The following is a 20,024-nucleotide window of genomic DNA, read 5'->3' as shown; positions in this document are numbered from 1 at the left end:
TCTGAATGATTAAATCGTTCAGACCTTCGTTGTACCTAGCGTATTTACTCAGCTCATCGAGGTTCTAGCGTCAAATATTTAGGGTCTGGGATGCTTCGGACACAAGCGATCTTTCCGTCACCTGAATTTCTGGCGCACGGGCACGGTGACCGTGATCGATTGGCCCACAGCCTCGGCCCACAGCAAGAGCCTCACCATTGCTAATTGATTCTTCGAGCCACGACGTAACCCACTCCAAGGCCTGCGCCGGTGTTTCTCCACCTGCTAAGCGCGTTGCCAAAGCACTCGACATCGAACACCCCGTTCCGTGCGTCGCCGTAGTATCGATGCGCGGTGCCTTCGAAATAGCCAACACCTCTGATCCATCAACAATACAGTTCGTCACCATCGGTTCGCTCAGGTGTCCTCCCTTAACGACGACGTGCGCGCCCGTCGTCGTCGAGAGCTTTTGAGCTGCGTTGATAGCGGTTTGGGTGGAAGTGATAGCGCCGCGACCCATTCCACACAGAATTTCTAGCTCGGGGATATTGGGCGTCAGATACATGGCTTGTGGCAAGAGATTACGTAAGGCAATAATATTGTGGCTATCCGTGAGGACGTCGCCTGAGGTGGCTACCATCACCGGATCCAAAACCACGATCGGTGAATTTTGTTCATGCAGCCATTGGTCCACCACCTCGCAGTAATCGCGGCGGCCAAGCATTCCTATTTTTACAGCGTCAATCTCAACATCGTCACTTATTGCGTTGAGCTGTGCTGCTAAAACGTGACTGGGAGGGAAGAACACATCTCGTACGCCGCACGTATTTTGTGATACAACTGCGGTGATTGCGCTCATTGCATATCCACCTGCAGCTTGAATCGCCTTGATATCGGCTTGAGCGCCTGCACCACCAGTTGGATCGGTGCCGGCGATTGATAAGACGCGCGGAACACCCATATTATCCTCGATTCTCATTCCATTGCAGACACATGGCGTGTGCCATGCGATAAGGGTCTAATGCAGTGGTGATTTCGGAAACTACTGCGGCATTGTGGATGCGGCTACGTGCTAGATCAGGTATATCTGCACTGGTAATTCCACCAATCACCACCACCGGAAGCGGCATTGATGCCGAGATATTTGCGATCTTTTCAATTCCCAGAGGTGGGGGAGCGTCAAGCTTTGTGCTGCTTGGATGTAGAACGCCAACTCCCACGTAGTCGATGATCGCTTGGAGGGCTGTGCAAGCATTGAGTTCTTCGGGAGTAGACGCCGACACCCCGAGTATCGCCCTAGCTCCGACAAGAGTGCGCACAGTGCGTGGATCGAGATCGTGTTGTCCAACATGAACACCGTCTATGGGGATCCCTAGCGTGCGCGCAGCCAAGAATACGTCAATTCGATCATTGATTATCAGCGTGCAAGCTGGGCCAACGCGCTGCCGCACCGCCTGGGCAAGATCGAGCAAATGCTGAGCTGGACAGTTCTTCCAACGCAACTGTACGATTTCCACTCCAGCTGCTACTACGTCGCTGCATAAACGCGCTGTGTACTCCACCATCACAGCTGGGTTGCGCGCTACCGGAAAGCCGGAACTAGGATGTGAACTCTGCACAGTCAATTCAGGATCGGTTACATAGTAGATCCCGCTTGGAATTCGGGGCTGCATCCTACTGAACTTTCGCGTATGCGGCGATAGCGTCGTCGTCCAACGAATAGAGCGTGTCGATAAACGCGGGCACAAAACTTCCTGGACCACTACTGCAAGCGGCGGCGCGCTCTGCTGCCACCCCGTAGCAGATATGCGCAGCAACTACGGCAGCGAGATTGCTCGTTTCCTCAACAGCGAGAAATGCGGCAATGAAGGCTCCCAACGCGCAACCCGATCCAGTGACGATACTTTGCCACTCATGTCCATTACTGCAGAATATAGTGCGATCACCGTCGGTAATCACATCGCATGGTCCTGACACCGCTACAACAGTATTGTGGTGTGCGGCTAAATCTTCGGCGTAGGCTTGGGCCGCGATCACAGATTCGCGAGAGTCAACACCTGCGCCGGAACTATCTCCGCCAGCGAGTGCGATAATCTCAGAGGCGTTTCCACGCACGCAGGTAGGGTGATAGGTGAGAAGTTCGTGTGCAATCCTGGTTCGCACTGGTAAGACGCCGATTCCCACTGGATCGAGGACCCACGGCCTCCCATGGGCTTGCGCGCTTGCTGCGGCCTCATGCACCGAGATTTGTTGGGCAGGTGCCAAGGTTCCAAGATTGATGAGCGAAGCACTAGCGTAGCGTGCGAATTCCCCAGCTTCCCAAGGTATATCGATCATTGCAGGAGACGACCGTGTAGCAAGCAGAACGTTGGCTGTGAAGTTTTGAACCACTGTGTTCGTGATGCAATGGATTAATGGGCGTTCGCTCCGGATAAGATTCCATGTCGAGATCGCATGGTTGACAAAATAACTGGTTGTAGGCTGCGCCTGGGCAGTCATGACTATTCCTCCGCTCGCATTATCGAGATCAGGTGTTCGGGTATAATCTCAGCCTAATGAGGGCACCCCGTGTCTTCATGACTAGGATAGTGCAGTAAATGTGATTTGTTAAGCGAATAGGTAAATGCGGCAGGTCATGATTGTGGTTGAGAATAAAATTATGGCACTCTAAGAGAATGTTCACGCTCTATTCAATAGTCGATGTACCGCTTCTGACGCAGGTTCACTTTGACCCTGCCGTGCTGGTTGCCGAATCTGGTGCGGATCGGATCGGTTCACTGTACTCTGCCCAAGTGATGGAGATGGATATCCTCAATGACGTGGAAAACCTTGAGGAATCTGCAGGTGTAGCTATTGGACAAGAGCTAAAATATGCTATCGCCCGGCGCGTATTGCTGTGGGTGGCTGTAGTTGAAACAGAGCGTGTTGAGCGTCTTCAAGCAGTGTTCGGTCACGATATTGTGCGCGTAGCGGGCGATGCCGTTGCGGTTCCGGAACACCTTCGTCACCGTTTCCCACATGCAACGCTACTTACGCCCGTCGTCGTAAGCCCAAGTAAATTCTTGAAGAAATTGCTCAATGGCACCGAATCAGAGCGTGAATGGGTGCGCAACCATCTCGAAGGAATTGACTCGAAAGGGATCGCTTCAGAACATTTCACTCTGTTGCGCAGCAGTGGCGTGAGCATCGTCGAGCGTTCGCTGTTATTCCGTATGTTCAGATCGCCCAAATTCATCGCGTATCTTGTTGTGTTTATTTATTCGAGTTTGCGGGCACTGCCAGTGGTGTTTGTGCCACACTTCCACGGTAGTGTATGGGTGCTGTGGTCGTTGGACGTGTTTACCGCGGTGCCGTACACCTGGGCGTTGATCGAGATGTTTGCCGGGCGTACATGGCTACGCAGATTTGCTGGTCTTGTGGTGGCATTGGCAACCTTTGTGGCGCCCTACCTGTATTTTTGGGCGAATGGAAAGCATTATCCGCCGATTGTGAATGCAATCGTTATCGGATTCATTGTTGCCGCAATTCTTATCGAAGTGTATCGCTGGGGTCGAGATAAAGCGGTGGCAAAAATCGTCAGCGAAGGTTAGTTTTCCTGCGGATCTTGCCCAAAGATTGTTCTGAGCATGCCGGTGAGCATAAACCAACCGCCGCTAATCCAGAACAAAGCTAGTAGCCATGTTGGAGCTTTCGGATACATCGCCACGAGCGCTGCCACACTAGCAATCCAAATGCTGATAGCGGCGATATTGTATGGCATGAGCTTTTTGACCCGGAATGGGTGCGTGTAGTGGGTTGGTACCAATGTGAGAATTGCCAGAACGATAGTGACGCTCGCATTAAATGCCCATCCCGTTTGCAGGATATAGAGGATTACCGCAACGATATTCCACGCGGCTGGGAATCCAACGAAGTAGTAATCGCTTGATTTCCACTGCTTATTGGCATAGCAGAACATTGACGAAACGACGATAAGAATCATCAGCGCCATTGCCAATGGTTTAGGGCCAAGCGGTAAGAACAAGTACATGAATACCGCCGGGATAAAGGTCCACGTGAGGTAGTCAATGGCGATGTCTACGATCCCGCCGTCGAACCATGTAATGACTTCTTGAACGCGAGCCTTTCGCGCGAAGGTGCCGTCAATCGCGTCAATGATCATGGCAATCCCAAGCCATAGCCACATCCACGTAATTTCGCGATCAATGAGTGAGAGTGTTGCCAAGCAGGCGAACATCAAACCGGAGAGCGTAAAAGCATGAACGCCCCACGCTGCGATTCGCTGAGAAATTGTGTGCGGTGCCTGGCTCGGCATATAAACTCCCTGTGTTTGCAGTTAGATACCCGGACGGACACAAGCTATTTAGCGTGCATTCTAAATTCCGTCACTAGCTGTTCAATACTACCAAGTAGAGTTGGATTCTGATAAAAGTGTGGTCAATCTGGGATTTTCCTCGCGTCCCCAAGCGAAATAACAAGGTGTTTTAGTGTGGAAAAAAATATTGCAATGGGGCATTCTTGAGGTAGCGGAACATTCAACAATGAGTGCAATGCAATCACATAACTTGTCGTGTGACCTTTTCTTCACTACAAAGGAGTTTCTATGAAGAAGCTTATTAATTCCCCAGAAACCGTTGTTTCTGATGCTCTGAAGGGAATCGAGGCATCTGATTCAAACGTTCGTGTCGATCACGAAAACCGTGTGATCTATCGTTCTACCAAGAAAGACGCCGGTAAAGTCGCGTTGATCTCGGGTGGAGGCTCCGGACACGAGCCACTTCATGGCGGATATGTTGGATTTGGTATGCTCGACGCTGCGTGTGCTGGTGAAGTTTTCACCTCTCCAACGCCGGATCAGATGCTGGCTGCTACCACGGTGGTAGACGGCGGTGCTGGCGTTTTGCACATCGTAAAGAACTACACTGGCGATATTATTAACTTCGAAATGGCTGCTGAGCTCGCGGCAGATACCGGCGTCGAGGTACGCACGATTGTGGTGGCAGACGACGTCGCCGTCCAGGATTCGCTGTACACCGCGGGTCGTCGTGGCGTAGGTGGCACGGTACTTCTCGAAAAGATTGTAGGTGCCGCTGCTGAAGAGGGAAAGAGCCTCGATGAGGTTGCTGAGCTTGCGCAGCGCGTTGCTGATAACGTTCGCTCGATGGGAATGGCGCTCACTTCTTGTGCAGTTCCAGCTGCAGGAAAACCGACTTTCGATCTACCAGAAGACGAAATGGAAATCGGCATTGGTATCCACGGCGAGCCAGGGCGTCACCGTGAGAAGTTCACCGATGCTAAGGACATTGCTCGCCAGTTGGTAGAACCAATTCTTGCTGATCTGGACTTCACCGATTCTGAGAATATCGTGATGGTCAATGGCATGGGTGGCACACCGCTACTTGAACTCTACATCGTCTTTGCAGAGGTCAAGGCATTGCTTGATGCTGCTGGCGTGAAGATTTCTCGCAATCTCGTAGGTAATTACATCACCTCGCTCGAGATGGCAGGATGTTCATTGACAATTCTGAAGGCAGACTCTGATATGGTGAAGTACTTTGACGCACCAGTAGTAACCGCAGGAATGCGGTGGGGAGAATAGACCGTGATTACAACTGATTTTGTTACCGCATGGATTACTCGTTTTGGCGAGCTCATTCAAGAAAACCAAGCTATGCTCACTGAGCTTGATTCACCGATCGGCGACGCTGATCATGGTGGAAATATGGCACGTGGTATGAGCGCTGCAGTGCCCGCCTTGACTGAGGCAGCAAATCTTGAGGCACAGCTTAAAGGTTTGGGAATGACGATGCTTTCGAAAGTGGGCGGTACGTCGGGTCCGCTGTATGGCACGTTCTTCTTGAAAGCAGCCAAGGAACTAGGTTCGCAAACTGAAGTTTCAGATGAGGTATTCATTAGCGCTCTGCGCGCTGGACTCGATGGATTGATCGGCCGCGGCAAAGCAGAGCTTGGTGACAAGACAATGGTTGATGCCATCACACCAGCGATTGAAGCTCTCGAAGCTGCTGGTGACGTTGAACATGGTGCCACAAAGGCTTTGGAAGCTGCTGAGGCTGGTCGCGATGCTACCACGCCGATGCTTGCAAAGAAGGGCAGAGCTTCCTATCTTGGTGATCGTTCAATCGGACACCAAGATCCGGGAGCTACGTCGGCAACTATGCTCTTCGAAGCACTTGCAGGAGTTGTGGCATGAGTGTTGGCATAGTGGTTGTTTCCCATTCGCGTGCGCTCGCAGAAGCTGCAGTGGAGCTGGCTAATATTATGGTGCATGCTGATGCTCCTAGTATCGCCATAGCTGCTGGTTTGGACGACGGCGGTTTTGGAACCGACGCAACCCAGATCATGAGCGCTATCGAAGAAGTTGACGGTGGCGACGGCGTCGTAATCTTTGTCGATATGGGCTCAGCTGTGATGAGCGCACAGACGGCGATTGAGTTGCTCGATAGTGATGCCCGCATTTTGTCTGCTCCTTTTGTCGAAGGTATTACGGCAGGAATGGTGGCTGCTGCAACCGGAGCTGATTTGGCTCAGGTTGTGAAGCTTGCTGAAGGAAGTTTGAATGCCAAAGCGCAGGCTGTTGGAGATGATTTCGCTTCGGAGTCGGGTGAAGGGTGCTGTGGAAATGGTGGCTGTTGTGCCGCTGATAATTCCACGGCAACTTCGGTGCCGGTGCCTTCTAGTGCTACGAGTGTGCACGGCTCTGAATCTGCTGCTTGCGAAGCTGACGTTGAAATCATTAACGAGATTGGCTTGCATGCACGTCCTGCTGGAAAGCTTGCTCAGCTGGTGTCAGAATATGATGCTGTTGTTGAGATTAGCTGTGACGGGCGTGAGTCGGTTGAGGCTGATTCGATGATGGATTTGATGGCTCTCGGGGCAACTTTCGGGCAGACATTGCATGTTCGGGCATCTGGTGCTCAAAAAGAAGAAGCGCTTGCTGCTGTGCTTGAGTTTGTTCGATCTGGAATGGGCGAATAAGCGGATCATAGGTTAGGTGTCAACCAGCTGTGTGATACAGCTGGTTGACATGAAGCTTAATCTCGTGTGGGCGAGGTGGTTGAGAACCACCCCGCCCACACCCATATTTCGGCCTTGATTCGTTCGCGCGTAATGAAATTTTGCTACAGATGAAGAACTTGATGGAACGGATTATGAATGCTTGCGGAAGGAAAATATTAGAAATAGTGTGATAATGATCGCAATTAGCAATTTGGTAAAGGGGCCTTAAGTGTTTAAACGATTCACAAAGAAACTCACTTCAGTTCTAGCTACTTTAGGAATGGTTGCGGTGAGTATGAGCTTTAGTACAGGAAGTGCTGCTGCGGCTGACATTACCTCGTCAGATGGGGTAGGTGTCACCGAGCATTTGTCCACAGGTGTGTTCGACCCGAGTATTTCTACTCGAGAAGCTGCTGGTCAATACTATTATTTTTGCACGAATTTAGGTGTTCAGTACCCTGGAATCCGCCAGCGACACCTAGTTCTTGTCCTGGTTGGTTGGATGCTTACATTGGTGGTCGGCAGGTCGCCCATGTGAATATGGGAACTCTTAATAGCCAAGGCGTGCAAGTGAACGTTAAATGTGCGGTTAGCGTGGGTTGGACGATCTTGACTTTAGTTCTCCCTGGCGGGGCATTAGTTTCAGGAGGGCGTATTGCGGCTGGTATCGGTCTTGCCAGTGTTGGTATTTCAATAGCGACCTGTTAAATGTAGCTTAGAGATAGGGAGGCGCATATGACAATAAAGGAACGAAACGCTGCCACTTTTACTACCGTTACAACTTGGCTTCTTCTGGTAATTTTTTACCATTCAGACACGACCAAGACAGTTTTCATTACTCTCGCATTTTTCTTCCTAACTGCTGTTGCGTGGTTTGCTTGGTATTATTCCGAGAAGAAATCCAAAGATGTTGCTCGATCTTCGGAGCAACAAAGAGAAGGTCAAAGAATGAATGACAGTGGGAACTGAGTCTTGCCAACCAGCTGTGTGATGCAGCTGGTTGGCATGAAGCTTAATCTCGTGTGGGCGGGGTGGTTCACAACCACCCCGCCCACACCCATATTTCAGCCTTATATTGCGCTGTGGTTGGCGCAGTGCGTCAAGATTGTCTCCTACCTTACAAAAACTTGCGGTTGAACTTCGAACTAATGTAGAACTGACTAGTCAGTACAAAAACAATTTGATGGAGAGAATCGTGACTGAATCAGAAATTTTTCCTCTGATCGAAGGGCGATCTGTTTTACTCAATGGGCCACGTGGTGCCATTATTGAACCACTTGACTTCAGCATTGAACCCGGCACACTCACTATATTCCTTGGCCATGCCGGTTCTGGCCGAACTTCCTTACTTCTAGCTCTCACTGGCAGACTCAAGCTTTCCAAACAGTCCCAGCTATACGTACTCGGATACGAACTCCCAGACGATATGCGTGCAGTGCGCAACGAGTCAGAAATCATTGGAGTCAATGACCTCGACCGACTTGACGAACAAGTAACCGTTGGTGCCACTGTTCGAGAGCGTCTATCGCTCTATGCGCGGGCATGGACGCATATTCCGCGGGTTACCGATGCAAAAGTTAACGAAATATTGGCACCCATTTTCGGCACACGACCGATACCGCAGGCCAGGGATCTCGTTTACGAATTGAGCGAATTAGACAATCTCCTTTTCCGGATTGCCTTAGCGATGATTTCGCAGCCAAAACTGCTCGCCGTCGACAATATTGACTCGCTACATGAAGATCAAGACCGCGCGGTGCTACTCGAAATCCTTAACAAAGTGGCATCCACCGGAGTAACCGTGGTGGCATCGGCTACTGGAGAAGAAGCCCTGCGCGTCGTCGTCGAAATGCCACACAACATCGTTATTTTGAACAACTCGAGTGAGGAACGTTAATGTTTGCATGGAATTCACACGGCACAGAACTCAAGCGTTTCCTACGATTGCCGCTTACACGTGCAGCTATTGTTGCTATTTTGCTCATTCCATTGCTCTATGGAGCAATGTATGTGTGGGCTTTTTGGGATCCAACTGAACGCCTGCGCGACCTTCCAGTCGCCGTCGTCAACAACGATATTGCGGCAACGACGGCGGATGGAAAGACCGTGCATATCGGTGACGACGTCGTCGCAAACTTGCAAGAAGAGCAGCCGTTAGACATTACGGTAACGAACGACGACGATGCCAAACGCGGAATCGAAAGTGGCAAGTACTACTTCATGATGAAAATTCCCAAGGATTTTTCGTCTGATATCGTCTCGCTCGGAACCCAGAATCCGGATCAAGCCAAGATTGATGTGGTCTACAATGACGCCAATTCTTTCCTTGGCTCAATTCTGGGACAAAACGCTATGAAAGAGCTGCGTACACGCTTGACTGCGACGGTCAATGAAGAAGTTTCGAGCAAGATGCTCAACGGTCTGAGCCAAGCTCATGATGGACTGAACCAAGCCCACGACGGCGCAGCCCAGCTCAGTGCTGGAACGCAGCAGTTGGGTGAGGGGAATGGTCGTTTGGCCGACGGCGCGCACGAGCTCAACTCTGGAGCGATTCGCCTCGCGACTGGTGCCTCACAGCTTGCCTCGGGTGCGACTCAACTCAAAAACGGTATCGATGCGGCCTACGATGGCAGTCTCGCAGTAAGTGTGGGAACGGGTAAGATTGCTGGTGGCGCTAACCTTTTGGCGCAAGGTTCTCAGCAGCTTACCAACGGCATCACAAGTGCCGGCGCTGGATCAGCAGCTCTCCATAATGGAACTACGCAGTTGCTCGGAAAAGTTACGCTTCTTGCCAATGGAGTAAAGCAGCTTTACTACGGTGTGCACGGAGTGCCTGGGGATCCTAGCAACCCAGGATTGCAGCCGAGTTTGACGCAGGCGAGTGCCGGTGCACAGCAGCTTGCCGCTGGTGCAAAGACACTGGCAGATGGATTGTCCGCTATGCAGACTAACTCGCTCGATACGCTCATCGCTGCCCTTGAAAATGGTGATCCACTCACCAAGCAGATTGCTGAAGCTAAATTCCGAGCTGCGATTGCCCAAACGACTCAGGGAGCACAACAGCTTTCTGATGGTCTCAATGGCACCTCACAAACCCCGGGTCTTGCTCCATCATTAGCTGCAATGAGCAGTGCTGTGGATACCAAATTGGTTCCAGGCGTTGATCAGCTTTACGCAGGAACGAATTCAACAACGGGTGAAAATCTCGTTACGGCAGTATCCAAGCTGGATGCTGGTGCCGGAGCGTTGAATAACGGTTTAGTTCAGCTTCAAGGGGGCTCACAGACACTGACGCAGAAACTTGGTGAACTCTCTAGCGGAGCTCAAACTTTGAACCAAGGTACAGTGCAGCTGAGCTCGGGACTCGATAAGTTGAGTTCTGGTGCACAGCGAGCTGAAGATGCTGCGGGTCAGCTGGCTCAAGGATCGGAGAAACTGCGCGATGGTTCGGCAACTTTGGCCGACGGCGCAACACAACTTGCCGATGGATCGAAACAGGCTGCGGATGGCGCAGGGGAACTTGCTAATAAGCTTGCCGAAGGTGCAGGAAAACTCCCTGCTGCGTCGTCGGACGTGATAAAAGTGCAGGCAAGCACCATATCGCAACCAATCGCGCTCGAATCGCACAACAATAACCCAGCTGATTCATGGGGTGAGGGCTTTGCACCATTCTTTATGTCGCTTGCATTGTGGGTTGGATCGTTGATTACGTGGTTGCTGTTGCGCCCACTGCCTTCGCGATTGATGCTTACCTCGGCATCGAGCTGGCGGATTGTGGCATCCGTGCTTCAGCCAGCCTTGGCATTGCTCACTGGACAAGTTCTCATCATGCTCGGCGTGATGCACTGGGCAGTTGGAGTGGACTACACACACTGCTTGGGAACCATCGCGTTCTCAATGTTAGTTGGCGTTACGTTCATGACTATGCAACATGCAATTCAGGCAGTTTTTGGCGCTGCGCCTGGAAAGCTCATCGCAATTGTGCTGCTTATGTTGCAACTTGCTTCGGCAGGTGGAACATATCCGGCGGACGTCACTCCACGATTCTTCCAAGATGTGCATTCGTGGATGCCAATGACGTATGCAGTTGAGGGATTGCGTGAAACGATTACCGGAGGTGTCGAAACCCGCCTCGTAGTTGCTATCGTTGTATTGGGGCTTGTTACTGTGGCTTCTATTGCCACGAGTATAATTGCCACATCGCGACGTCGGGTGTGGAACGTGAGTACCCTGCATCCGGCGCTTGCTCTCTAGAAATATTTAAGGAAGGTAGCGCAATGTCTGCGAAGTACACTGATGGTCGAACCGCTCGGCGTGGTGACACTCGGGAAGCTGTATTTGAAGCTGCTCTAGAACTATTTGCCGAAAAGAGCGTTTCGTCCACCTCTGTCGATGACATTGCTGCTGCCGCCGGCGTTGCCAAGGGAAGTATCTACTACAATTTCGGTTCGAAGTCCGGACTTGTTGATGCCTTACTCAATTACTACTTGGAGAGTATGCGTGATCGACTTGCTGTGGCAATAGGCGAAGAAGAAGGCTGGCAAGCAGTTTCGACGACGATCGTTGAGCTACTTCGGGTGGTTCGGGATCAAGAAAAAACTGCGAAGCTGCTTGCTGCCGAATTCTTCCGAACCGATCGATCGTGGTATGAGACCACCCGAACATGGCATCGGAATATCTCAAGGCTGATCGAAGAAGCGCTGCTCAAGGGGCAGGAAAAAGGCACCGTTACGCTGGACATTGACCCCTCAATTGCGGCAAATAGCGTGTTAGGTGCGACTTTGATGGCTGGATTGGCGTGGCGACTTCACTCCACTGAGCGTTCGCTCGAAGAAATCGCCGCTTCGATTCGAGCAGTGGTGATTGTGGGGCGGGCATAGGTAACTTTTGCCTGATCACGGAAGATATTGTGAGTCGGACATGAGTGTGGGGTTGATTTTGGCAGTTGCCAAAATCAACCCCACACTTGTGGTTTAGCATCTCACTAGAAGTAGCTACTTAATGAGTCTCGGAGTAGCCACTTAATGAGTAGACTCTCAGAAAGCCGGAATGATTTCACCATTCGGGTACTTTTCTTTGATGAATTTTGCAACTTCTGGGCTGTGTAGCAGCTTTTCAAGCTTCGCAATTGCTTCTGCCTTCTTGGAATCCTTATTCCATGCGAGCACGTTAGCGTAAGGGTTGTTCTCGCCAGATTCGATGGCGAGCGCGTCCTTTGCCGGTACGAGTCCTGCCTCAAGTGCGAAGTTTCCATTAATCACAGCCGCATCGGCGTCGGGGAGCTGCACTGGAATAGCCGGAGCTTCCGATTCAACTACCTTGGCATTGATTGGGCTCGAGATGATATCCAACAATGTAGGGTTCTTCGAGTCCTTCAGTTTGATCAAGCCCTTCTGCTCAAGCAGACGAAGTGCGCGTGCTTGGTTCGATGGGTCGTTGTTTACGAGGATGCGAGCACCGTCTGGGATGTCGTCTACGCGCTTATACTTCTTTGAGAACAATGCGTAAGGTTCGATATGAACTCCATTGCCATGTTCAAACTTGTAACCTTTTTCTTTGACTTCAGCATCGAAATAAGGCACGTGCTGGAAGAAGTTAGCATCCAGTTCACCGGCGTCGAGCGCAACGTTTGGTTGTACGTAATCGGTGTACTCTTTGATCTCTAAGTGGATACCAGCGTCTTTAGCGAGCTTTTCGTCGATGAAGCGCAAGATATCTGCGTGTGGAACAGGCGAGGCGCCAACGGTAAGTGTTACGACGCCGTCGCCATCTGCAGCCTTGGAATCTTTAGTATCAGTGGAGGAGCAAGCTCCGAGTGCTAGAGCAGCTGCTGCACCAATAAGTGCAATTTTCTTGAAGTTTCGCATGATTTTTCCTTTGATGGGTACGCTTCACCCGTGTAGGTGAAAGAATATTTTTCTATTCAGGTCTCCAGAGCATATAGAGCTGTGCTCTGGCTGTGATTCCGGTTAGCGGTTCCTTAACGGTGGTCCACTAACCGGCTGAGCATGTCTCCGATCATTTGAATGATCTGGACGAGAATAAGGATTACCACTACAACAATGACGATAACATCAAACTGATAGCGTTGATAGCCGTAGTTAATGGCTAGAGCGCCGAGTCCGCCGCCGCCAACCGCCGAAGCCATCGCAGAATAACCGATGATGGTGATCGTAAGGATCGTGATCGACTGGATAATCGACGGTAAGGATTCGCGAACCAGTACACCCCACATCACGGTGAAGCGCGAAGCTCCCATCATCTGCGCTGCTTCAACTTTTCCAGATTCGACAGCGAGCACGTTCGACTCAACCATTCGTGCGAAATACGGTATCGCGGAAACAACGAGAGCGATAGTAAATGCCTGCCAGCCAATCGCCGTCAGCCAAGGGAGATGTAGCGCGCGGATAGCAAACAATACAACGATTGCCAAAATGATGAATGGAATTGCGCGGCCGAGGTTAATAACGGTGCCGAGCAATTTGTTCACCACAACGTTCTGGACAACTCCACCTTTTCGTGACTCTGCTAGCAACACGCCTAGCGGGAGTCCAATCACAACCGTGAAGAATGTTGCTACAAAAATCATTAACAAGCTTTCGATTGTTGCTGGAAGCAACATCTGCTTGACAGCTGGATTATTGAACCACGTATTATCGGAGCTCAAGAACGGTTGAGTTCCGAAAACTAGTGCGGGGGATACGCAAATAAAAGTGCTCATGCCACACGCACCTTTGCATAGATATTGTGATCTGCGAAAGCTTGAAGTGCCGCGGGAACTTTCGTGTGCGGCAACGTCAATGCAAGACGCGAAACCTGCGTAGATCCCACTGTTTCAAATAATCCGGCTGCGATGTCTGCTCCGAGCGCCGATCCAAGTCCGATCACCTTGGAACCAGCAGGTTCACCTGGATGTGCAGTGAAGAATACGTCAATCACGCTTTGTCCAGCGAGCGTATCGTGATCGACCGTAGGCATCGGAACAAGTTTCAGGCTCAGTGCTGACTCAGGTGCGGCAACTGCATCCGACAAGCTTGCCGACTCGAGGACTTTTCCAGAGTCGAGGAGAGTCACGGAGTCACAGATTTTTCTCACAACCGACATCTCGTGCGTAATCACGACGACGGTGACGCCGGTGCGGTCGCGTACGCTTTTGAGCAGGTCAAGTATTTGCTCGGTCGTTTCCATGTCGAGAGCGGATGTTGGCTCATCGGCGAGCAAGACTGCGGGCGCGTCTGCAATTGCGCGTGCAATTCCGACTCGCTGGCGTTGCCCGCCAGAAAGCTGTGACGGATATGAACTCTCGCGACCGGCCAGCCCAACGAGGTCGAAAAGTTCCTTCACGCGCTCTTTGCGTTCGGCAGCAGGGATACCAGCCAGTTTGAGCGGATACTCAACATTTGCACCCGCAGTGCGCGAATCGAGAAGATTTGCACCCTGAAAGACCATCCCAATATTGCGGCGTGCTTTGCGGAGATCTTTTTCAGAGAGTTTGGTCAGATCCTGTCCGTCGACTTCAATAGAACCCGATGTTGGACGTTCTAATGCGGTCAAACAACGAATAAGAGTCGATTTACCGGCACCTGATTCGCCAACAATTCCATGAATAGAGTGAGCTGGTACCGACAGCGATAAATGATCCAGTGCCACTACGGAATCTTGCCCCTTGCGCGGGTAGATCTTCGTTACATCGTGTAGCTCTATCATGATTACTCCCATCGATCTCGGCATTAGCACCCGTCTCAACGGGTTGCTGCAGCTTCTTCGAGCCGAGTCTCTCTGCTGCTCTGGATGAACAACTTTACTTTCGCATGCTCATTGGTCATCGTGCAACTTTAGTCCCGAGCATGTCACATACTGAACAAAATCTGTGTGAAAAGAATCGGGTAAACGGCGATATGAACATGGACGTTAGATTTGACGTGCAGGAACGCGTTTTTGGCGGGAGATGCCTTGCATAATTGAACCATGGATACAAACGTGAATTGCAATAAAAAAGTTAGCTGTGAATACCAGCAAGGGTTCAATGTGATAACCCTCATAGCGCCTATACCGGTGCTTGAGTTACCGTTCACAGATTTTCCTGACCGCGTGAGAATTGTGATGAGGCGTAGGCTTAATGAGAGGAGTTTTGGTTGGTAGGGAGGGGAGAAACCCAAATTTGCTCGGCAACTGCTAAAGGAAGCTGTATAACTTGAGCGTTGACAGTAACAGACATCAAGCCAAGAGTTGTGGCACGCTCAGCGATAGTAACAATTGCGCCTGGAACAAGTCCGATATGTGCAACGTAGGTGAGTAGCTCTGGGTCGTGATCCGCTACGCGTACAACTTCACCTGTGATACCGATAGGCTGTTGGGCTAGACTTTCGGCGCAGATAGCCGCTGTAGTGCCATCTGCGCGTGGAATTGGATCCCCGTGTGGATCTTGTGTGGGGAAACCAAGTAATTCATCGATTCGAGTAATGAAGAAATCGGACACTGCGTGTTCAAGCGATTCTGCCTCGGTATGAACTTCTTCCCAAGCATAACCGAGTTCTTCAACAAGAAATGTCTCGATAAGCCGGTGCTTGCGGACCATTTCAACGCCGATCATCTGTCCATCTGGAGTTAGAGTTACATCTCCATAACGATCGTGGAGTACGAGGCCCATCGTAACGAGTCTTTTGATGCCCTCAGACACTGTTGATGGACTGAGCGAGAGCTGTTGCGCAATATCTTTGGGAGCAACGTGACCAGAATTTCTTTCAGAGATCATCCATATTGCTTTGAGGTAGTCCTCGTGGCTTGCGGAAAGATTCATTTCTTCTCGACTGTCTTTCGATATCTAAACTCTGTGGATTCCTCGTGCCTCCCAGCGCGAACAAGATCAGCTTATCAACAGAAACAAAATTCCGGCTAATAGATGTGCTTTACTGTGTGGGAAGCTGGTCTAAAAAGGGGTGAATGCCTAAGTAGCCGCTTTGCTGGAGCATAGTAAATGCTCCAGCAAAGCGGCTACTGGCCAGCGCTTATTTCTTCGCACATTTACATCTGCTCAGGCACTGCACAAGTATTTGCTTACCCACAGCAGAAGAACTTGCTTAGGCACAGCACAAATACCACGAAGAAGTAGGCGTTGAATGTTCGTTAATTAATCAGCGGTGTTAGTTGATTATCAGCAGTGGGCGGCTGCTACTGCCAACTTAAGAGCGCGTTGGAAGTTGTTCTCTCGCTCTTCGGCACTCATATCGGCCGAAGAATCAAAGAGATGATCGGAGACAGTCAGAACAGCAAGCGCTTGCTTACCATATTGAGCTGCAAGACCATAGAGCGCGCCAGCTTCCATTTCCACTCCCATGGTGCCAGCATCAGCGAGAGCTTTATTCTCGGCCATATCGACTCCATAGAAACGATCACGGGATACAACTGGAGCTACTACAACATTCTCGTCACCTGCGGCTGCGTCTGCAGCAGCACGAACGAGCTGGTAATCGGCGACGGCTGAGTAATGGATATTTGGCGCAATATAGGTGTTGATCACGCCCTCGTAGTGCGCTCCGTTGGCGATAACGACATCGCCGACTTTGACTCGCGGTGACAAACCGCCGCACGTACCAACGCGAATAATGCGTTCGACGTCGTAGTGCATGAACAATTCATTGACATAGATCGCCAACGAAGGTTGTCCCATGCCGGAAGCCATCACCGAGAGTGGTTTTCCATTTACAGTGCCGGTAAACCCTAAGATTCCGCGCACGTCCGTGACCAGCTTGGCGTCATCCATAAGCTGGTGGGCCATCCGCTCTGCACGGCGTGGATCGCCAGGCATAAGGACGGCGGGTGCAAAGTCTCCTTTTTCTGCACCAATATGTGGTGTTGCCATAATAAGTTCCCCTTCGAATATAGAAATGGCTACTTTCGTGGCACGAAAGTTACAAAGTAGCGTATATACAGGTTACTGGGTGTTTGCTTCTTTCGGTAATTTGGCGCGTTTAGCTGCCCGCTTTTCCTTTGGAGATAGGTGCTGGGCAACTTCGGTGTCGAAATGATGCCAGAATTCAGCGGTGTAATGCTCAAAATCTCGGCGTGGACCACCCGGACGATCCTCCCACTCATCGAGATAGGGGAAAGTGTCGTGGCCCTTAAGGAACAAAATCGCAGTATTAAGTGCTGCTGCGATTGGCACCGAGAAAAGTGCGCCCACAATACCAGCCATCGCCGAACCTGCTGCGACCACAAATACCACTGCAAGTGCATGCATATTCAGCGCATTTCCTTGCAAAATCGGCTGTAAAATATTGCCTTCAATTTGCTGAATCACCAACACGCCTAAGAGCATGCCCAACGCCATCCAAATTGATCCGGTGTTCACCAAAACTACGAGCACAGCTACAGCGCCGGAAAGAAATGCGCCCACAATTGGAACGAAAGCTCCGAGGAAAACGAGCGCACCGATCGGGAAAGCGAGAGCAATCGGCGTGCTTAACAGCACGGCTGTGGTCGCGATACCCAAGGCATCAACAAAAGCGACGATTGCCTGGGTACGAGTGTAGTTTCCTATCGTCACCCACGCGCGGATGCCAGCTTCGTTGGCATTCGTGCGGTAAGGAATCGGAAGCAAGCGCACGAACCACTGCCAAATTTCTCGCCCATCTTTGAGGAAGAAAAACAGAGTGAAAAGCACCAAGATGGCTCCGGTAAGGAACTCTGTAATTGACGAGCCCAGCATCATCACGCCGCCAACAATCTGACCTGAATTCTGCTTGAGGGTCTCTTGAAGAGAAGTCCATGTTTGAGAAATTTGGTCTTGGGCATTCGGGAACGAATCGTTAAGTCTGTCGACGATCGTAGAAATACCCGTTTCTAGGTTGCTACCGAGATCGGAAAATCCTTGGTAAAGCCCTGTGCCCGAGCCTGCCACAATACCGGCAAGAATAAGGAAAAGACCAAGAACCGTCACTGCAGCTGCCGCAGCCGGTGGGAAGCCAAGCTTCTTCTTAAACCACGTCGAAACTGGCTCCGCAATCACAGCCATAAGCAGCGATACCAGCAAGGAAATAAGCAGTGTACTGAACGTCATGACCATCCAGCCGGCAGCCCAGATAGCGGCTCCAATGGCGAGGATGCGCCAAGACCATGCTGCAGCAGTTCGAACTTCTGCCGTGACGCGGCCTGCCCCGGCAGGAACTGTAACGAGTCCGCCTGGGAATTCTGGAACGTCGTCGGGCGCGGTAATAGTTTCGAGATGTGAAGTCTTTTCAACGTGCTCGATTGAGTCCTCGCGAGAAGAAAATGCAGGCGAGTTTTCGTTCAGTTGTTCCTTTGCGTTAGCCATGGCATCCTCGTGTAGTGGAAATATATGTGGTCTTATCCTAAACTTCGAAGGGCTTAGGGTGCACCTCGTATTCGCCCCAATCGAAAGAAAGCCGCATATCTATGAAGAACTACCAGCTAGTAGCATTCGACCTTGACGATACTCTTGCTCCCTCAAAATCTGCGCTTCCGCCTGCAATGGCGCAAGAGCTGAAGAAACTGCTTGAGGTTGCGCAGGTGTGTGTGATCTCGGGTGGGAATTTTGAGCAATTCGACAAGCAACTTTTGGACAATCTTGGTGCGAACTCTGAACAACTCGCCCAACTCCATCTCATGCCTACGTGTGGCACTCGCTATTTGCGCCATATTGCAGGGGAGTGGTCGCCTATCTATGTGCGTGATTTGAGTGACGACGAGCGGGCGCGTGCGCTTGCTGCTCTTGAAACGAATGCAAAAGAGCTCGGCCTTTGGGAAGAGCAGACGTGGGGAAATATTCTCGAAGATCGGGGCTCACAAATTACTTTCTCTGCCTTGGGTCAAGAAGCGCCATTGGAAGCAAAGAAAGCTTGGGATCCAACTGGTGAGAAAAAAGAGCGCTTGCGTGCTGCCGTCGCCCCTTTGCTCCCGGAGCTTGAAGTGCGAGGTGGGGGATCGACGTCGGTTGATATCACGCGAAAAGGCGTGGACAAAGCCTACGGAATTTCCGAGCTTTCTAAGCAAACTGGAATTGATATTGCAGAAATGCTGTTCGTTGGCGATCGGCTTGATGAAGGCGGCAATGACTATCCTGTATTGCGCCTTGGAATTGATACCCATGCTGTTACTGGCTGGGAAGATACGGTTGCGTTTGTTGGCGAACTTGTGGAGACCTTGCGGCAATTGCGAGCCTAACCACGGGTTATGTAACGGTTTGCCTGGTGTCTCGCAGTAGTGGGGTAGTGGTTAGTGGGCGGGAAGTTGCTAACGAAACGCTCGTTTATCTGTATTATGTAAGAAATTAATATCGTCTATGGCGTTAGATCGACAGGTGAAGACCATGAACCACGAATTGAGCGAGTCCGAAATCGACCGCAGGTTGGCGCAGTTGCGTGGCGACGCCGATACCCATCAGCGCGAGGGCGGTGCACACCGCAGCACTGCTTGGGTGCTTTGTATTGCATCTGCCATTGCTTTCATTGCAGCGATGGCTTTGATGATGTCTGAAAAGGCGAAACTTGAAAATCCGAGCAGCTCACTCGTATGTGATGTGAATCCGCTTATTGGATGCGGAAAATGGGTGGGTACGTGGCAAAACGAAGTCGTTTTCGGTATCTCAAATTCGCTGTTGGGTGTGGCTTTCTTCGCAGCTCTCCTCGCACTGTCGTTATCGCTGCTCACAGGTTCAAAACTGCACCGCGCGATGTGGATTGCTTTGAGCGGTGCCATGCTATTGGGCGCAGTATGGGTAATTTGGTTCATGTACCAATCTTTGGTGGTTGCCCATTCGATTTGTCCATTTTGCATGATTGTGTGGTTGTGCATGATTCCATTGAGCATCACGATCTGGGGGCGTTCCGCACAAGCCGGGCATTTGGGCACGAGTTGCGAGACTGCGGGCCGATTTATCGTCCGAAACAGGTTTGTTATCGCAGCGATTGCTTACGCGGCTTTGATTACCTTACTTGTGGTGTGGTTCTGGGCTGATTGGCAGCTGCTTTTCTAGCGAAGTTAAGGGAACCATACTCAGGGAACAATTT

19 protein-coding genes and 1 riboswitch are annotated in these 20,024 nt (G+C 51.0%); of the genes, 9 read left to right on the top strand and 10 right to left on the bottom strand.

The features are described 5' to 3' along the window. Positions 1-70 precede the first annotated feature (70 nt). The 3 genes from thiD to thiM are packed head-to-tail and all read right to left on the bottom strand — an operon-like array spanning position 71 to position 2,478. Positions 71-958, bottom strand: a complete 888-nt coding sequence (thiD, locus tag EZJ44_RS04190) for a bifunctional hydroxymethylpyrimidine kinase/phosphomethylpyrimidine kinase (RefSeq protein ID WP_206661842.1) — start codon at positions 956-958, stop codon at positions 71-73. Then, on the bottom strand, positions 942-1,652 hold the full coding sequence (locus EZJ44_RS04185; protein WP_131280536.1) for a thiamine phosphate synthase: 711 nt from the start codon (positions 1,650-1,652) through the stop codon (positions 942-944). The genes thiD and EZJ44_RS04185 overlap by 17 nt, the downstream gene beginning before the upstream one ends. Position 1,653: 1 nt before the next feature. Continuing rightward, the gene (thiM, locus tag EZJ44_RS04180; protein WP_131280533.1) at positions 1,654-2,478 is read right to left on the bottom strand and encodes a hydroxyethylthiazole kinase; all 825 of its coding nucleotides are present in this window, start codon (positions 2,476-2,478) and stop codon (positions 1,654-1,656) included. Between the two features lie 176 nt (positions 2,479-2,654). Here thiM and EZJ44_RS04175 point away from each other — a divergent pair, with 176 nt between their 5' ends. Beyond that, positions 2,655-3,569 carry a hypothetical protein gene (locus EZJ44_RS04175; protein WP_131280530.1) on the top strand — a complete coding sequence of 305 codons (915 nt, stop codon included), beginning with the start codon at positions 2,655-2,657 and terminating at the stop codon, positions 3,567-3,569. Here EZJ44_RS04175 and EZJ44_RS04170 read toward each other — a convergent pair. Beyond that, entirely contained in the window at positions 3,566-4,294 is a 729-nt protein-coding gene (locus EZJ44_RS04170; protein WP_131280527.1) for a CDP-alcohol phosphatidyltransferase family protein, read from the bottom strand. The genes EZJ44_RS04175 and EZJ44_RS04170 overlap by 4 nt on opposite strands. A 288-nt stretch (positions 4,295-4,582) precedes the next feature. Between EZJ44_RS04170 and dhaK the strand changes: the two genes are divergently transcribed. The 6 genes from dhaK (at position 4,583) to EZJ44_RS04140 (ending at position 11,876) form a co-directional block, all read left to right on the top strand. Then, positions 4,583-5,578 (top strand): dihydroxyacetone kinase subunit DhaK, encoded by a 996-nt coding sequence (gene dhaK, locus EZJ44_RS04165; RefSeq protein WP_131280524.1) that lies wholly within the window; start codon positions 4,583-4,585, stop codon positions 5,576-5,578. Positions 5,579-5,581: 3 nt separating this feature from the next. Beyond that, positions 5,582-6,190 (top strand): dihydroxyacetone kinase subunit DhaL, encoded by a 609-nt coding sequence (gene dhaL, locus EZJ44_RS04160; RefSeq protein ID WP_206661841.1) that lies wholly within the window; start codon positions 5,582-5,584, stop codon positions 6,188-6,190. Further along, a complete protein-coding gene (gene dhaM / locus EZJ44_RS04155; RefSeq protein WP_131280521.1) occupies positions 6,187-6,975 on the top strand; it encodes a dihydroxyacetone kinase phosphoryl donor subunit DhaM in 789 nt (262 codons plus the stop codon). The genes dhaL and dhaM overlap by 4 nt, the downstream gene beginning before the upstream one ends. A gap of 1,216 nt (positions 6,976-8,191) precedes the next feature. Then, positions 8,192-8,893: an ATP-binding cassette domain-containing protein gene (locus tag EZJ44_RS04150; RefSeq protein WP_165496108.1), complete on the top strand. Its 702-nt coding sequence runs from the start codon at positions 8,192-8,194 to the stop codon at positions 8,891-8,893. Continuing rightward, entirely contained in the window at positions 8,893-11,250 is a 2,358-nt protein-coding gene (locus EZJ44_RS04145; RefSeq protein WP_131280517.1) for a YhgE/Pip domain-containing protein, read from the top strand. Before EZJ44_RS04150 ends, EZJ44_RS04145 begins: the two co-directional genes overlap by 1 nt. A 23-nt stretch (positions 11,251-11,273) precedes the next feature. After that, complete coding sequence (locus EZJ44_RS04140; RefSeq protein WP_131280514.1) at positions 11,274-11,876, top strand: TetR/AcrR family transcriptional regulator; 603 nt, start codon at positions 11,274-11,276, stop codon at positions 11,874-11,876. Between the two features lie 156 nt (positions 11,877-12,032). On the opposite strand, the gene EZJ44_RS04135 is transcribed toward EZJ44_RS04140, so the two are convergent. The 6 genes from EZJ44_RS04135 to EZJ44_RS04110 form a co-directional block, all read right to left on the bottom strand. After that, complete coding sequence (locus EZJ44_RS04135) at positions 12,033-12,863, bottom strand: MetQ/NlpA family ABC transporter substrate-binding protein (RefSeq protein ID WP_131280512.1); 831 nt, start codon at positions 12,861-12,863, stop codon at positions 12,033-12,035. A 113-nt stretch (positions 12,864-12,976) separates the two neighbouring features. After that, positions 12,977-13,717 carry a methionine ABC transporter permease gene (locus tag EZJ44_RS04130; protein WP_131280510.1) on the bottom strand — a complete coding sequence of 247 codons (741 nt, stop codon included), beginning with the start codon at positions 13,715-13,717 and terminating at the stop codon, positions 12,977-12,979. Then, entirely contained in the window at positions 13,714-14,703 is a 990-nt protein-coding gene (locus tag EZJ44_RS04125) for a methionine ABC transporter ATP-binding protein (protein ID WP_131280508.1), read from the bottom strand. Before EZJ44_RS04125 ends, EZJ44_RS04130 begins: the two co-directional genes overlap by 4 nt. A gap of 5 nt (positions 14,704-14,708) precedes the next feature. Next, a riboswitch (SAM riboswitch) is annotated at positions 14,709-14,794 on the bottom strand. Positions 14,795-15,112: 318 nt separating this feature from the next. Further along, complete coding sequence (locus EZJ44_RS04120) at positions 15,113-15,796, bottom strand: metal-dependent transcriptional regulator (protein WP_131280506.1); 684 nt, start codon at positions 15,794-15,796, stop codon at positions 15,113-15,115. 354 nt (positions 15,797-16,150) lie between these two features. Further along, positions 16,151-16,858, bottom strand: coding sequence for a purine-nucleoside phosphorylase (gene deoD, locus EZJ44_RS04115; RefSeq protein WP_131280504.1), 708 nt, complete (start codon positions 16,856-16,858; stop codon positions 16,151-16,153). 72 nt (positions 16,859-16,930) lie between these two features. Next, positions 16,931-18,310, bottom strand: a complete 1,380-nt coding sequence (locus EZJ44_RS04110; RefSeq protein WP_131280502.1) for an AI-2E family transporter — start codon at positions 18,308-18,310, stop codon at positions 16,931-16,933. A 101-nt stretch (positions 18,311-18,411) separates the two neighbouring features. On the opposite strand from EZJ44_RS04110, the gene EZJ44_RS04105 reads away from it, so the two are divergent. Continuing rightward, positions 18,412-19,179, top strand: a complete 768-nt coding sequence (locus EZJ44_RS04105) for an HAD-IIB family hydrolase (RefSeq protein WP_131280500.1) — start codon at positions 18,412-18,414, stop codon at positions 19,177-19,179. Between the two features lie 145 nt (positions 19,180-19,324). Beyond that, positions 19,325-19,990, top strand: a complete 666-nt coding sequence (locus EZJ44_RS04100) for a vitamin K epoxide reductase family protein (protein ID WP_165496107.1) — start codon at positions 19,325-19,327, stop codon at positions 19,988-19,990. The last annotated feature ends 34 nt before the right edge of the window (positions 19,991-20,024 follow it).

Origin of the sequence: Arcanobacterium bovis, from assembly GCF_004331995.1 — a bacterium.
Taxonomy (GTDB): Bacteria; Actinomycetota; Actinomycetes; order Actinomycetales; family Actinomycetaceae; genus Arcanobacterium_A; species Arcanobacterium_A bovis.
This window is presented reverse-complemented; position numbering and strand designations above follow the sequence as displayed.

What these genes read in the sequence shown, in the direction of transcription:
- dhaM (WP_131280521.1), top strand. Translation starts at nt 6,187, where the DNA reads ATGAGTGTTGGCATAGTGGTTGTTTCCCATTCGCGTGCGCTCGCAGAA.
- EZJ44_RS04135 (WP_131280512.1), bottom strand. Translation starts at nt 12,863, where the DNA reads ATGCGAAACTTCAAGAAAATTGCACTTATTGGTGCAGCAGCTGCTCTA.
- EZJ44_RS04120 (WP_131280506.1), bottom strand. Translation starts at nt 15,796, where the DNA reads ATGAATCTTTCCGCAAGCCACGAGGACTACCTCAAAGCAATATGGATG.
- EZJ44_RS04185 (WP_131280536.1), bottom strand. Translation starts at nt 1,652, where the DNA reads ATGCAGCCCCGAATTCCAAGCGGGATCTACTATGTAACCGATCCTGAA.
- EZJ44_RS04125 (WP_131280508.1), bottom strand. Translation starts at nt 14,703, where the DNA reads ATGATAGAGCTACACGATGTAACGAAGATCTACCCGCGCAAGGGGCAA.
- EZJ44_RS04105 (WP_131280500.1), top strand. Translation starts at nt 18,412, where the DNA reads ATGAAGAACTACCAGCTAGTAGCATTCGACCTTGACGATACTCTTGCT.
- dhaK (WP_131280524.1), top strand. Translation starts at nt 4,583, where the DNA reads ATGAAGAAGCTTATTAATTCCCCAGAAACCGTTGTTTCTGATGCTCTG.
- EZJ44_RS04110 (WP_131280502.1), bottom strand. Translation starts at nt 18,310, where the DNA reads ATGGCTAACGCAAAGGAACAACTGAACGAAAACTCGCCTGCATTTTCT.
- EZJ44_RS04100 (WP_165496107.1), top strand. Translation starts at nt 19,325, where the DNA reads ATGAACCACGAATTGAGCGAGTCCGAAATCGACCGCAGGTTGGCGCAG.
- EZJ44_RS04175 (WP_131280530.1), top strand. Translation starts at nt 2,655, where the DNA reads ATGTTCACGCTCTATTCAATAGTCGATGTACCGCTTCTGACGCAGGTT.
- EZJ44_RS04170 (WP_131280527.1), bottom strand. Translation starts at nt 4,294, where the DNA reads ATGCCGAGCCAGGCACCGCACACAATTTCTCAGCGAATCGCAGCGTGG.
- EZJ44_RS04140 (WP_131280514.1), top strand. Translation starts at nt 11,274, where the DNA reads ATGTCTGCGAAGTACACTGATGGTCGAACCGCTCGGCGTGGTGACACT.
- deoD (WP_131280504.1), bottom strand. Translation starts at nt 16,858, where the DNA reads ATGGCAACACCACATATTGGTGCAGAAAAAGGAGACTTTGCACCCGCC.
- EZJ44_RS04145 (WP_131280517.1), top strand. Translation starts at nt 8,893, where the DNA reads ATGTTTGCATGGAATTCACACGGCACAGAACTCAAGCGTTTCCTACGA.
- thiD (WP_206661842.1), bottom strand. Translation starts at nt 958, where the DNA reads ATGAGAATCGAGGATAATATGGGTGTTCCGCGCGTCTTATCAATCGCC.
- thiM (WP_131280533.1), bottom strand. Translation starts at nt 2,478, where the DNA reads ATGACTGCCCAGGCGCAGCCTACAACCAGTTATTTTGTCAACCATGCG.
- EZJ44_RS04130 (WP_131280510.1), bottom strand. Translation starts at nt 13,717, where the DNA reads ATGAGCACTTTTATTTGCGTATCCCCCGCACTAGTTTTCGGAACTCAA.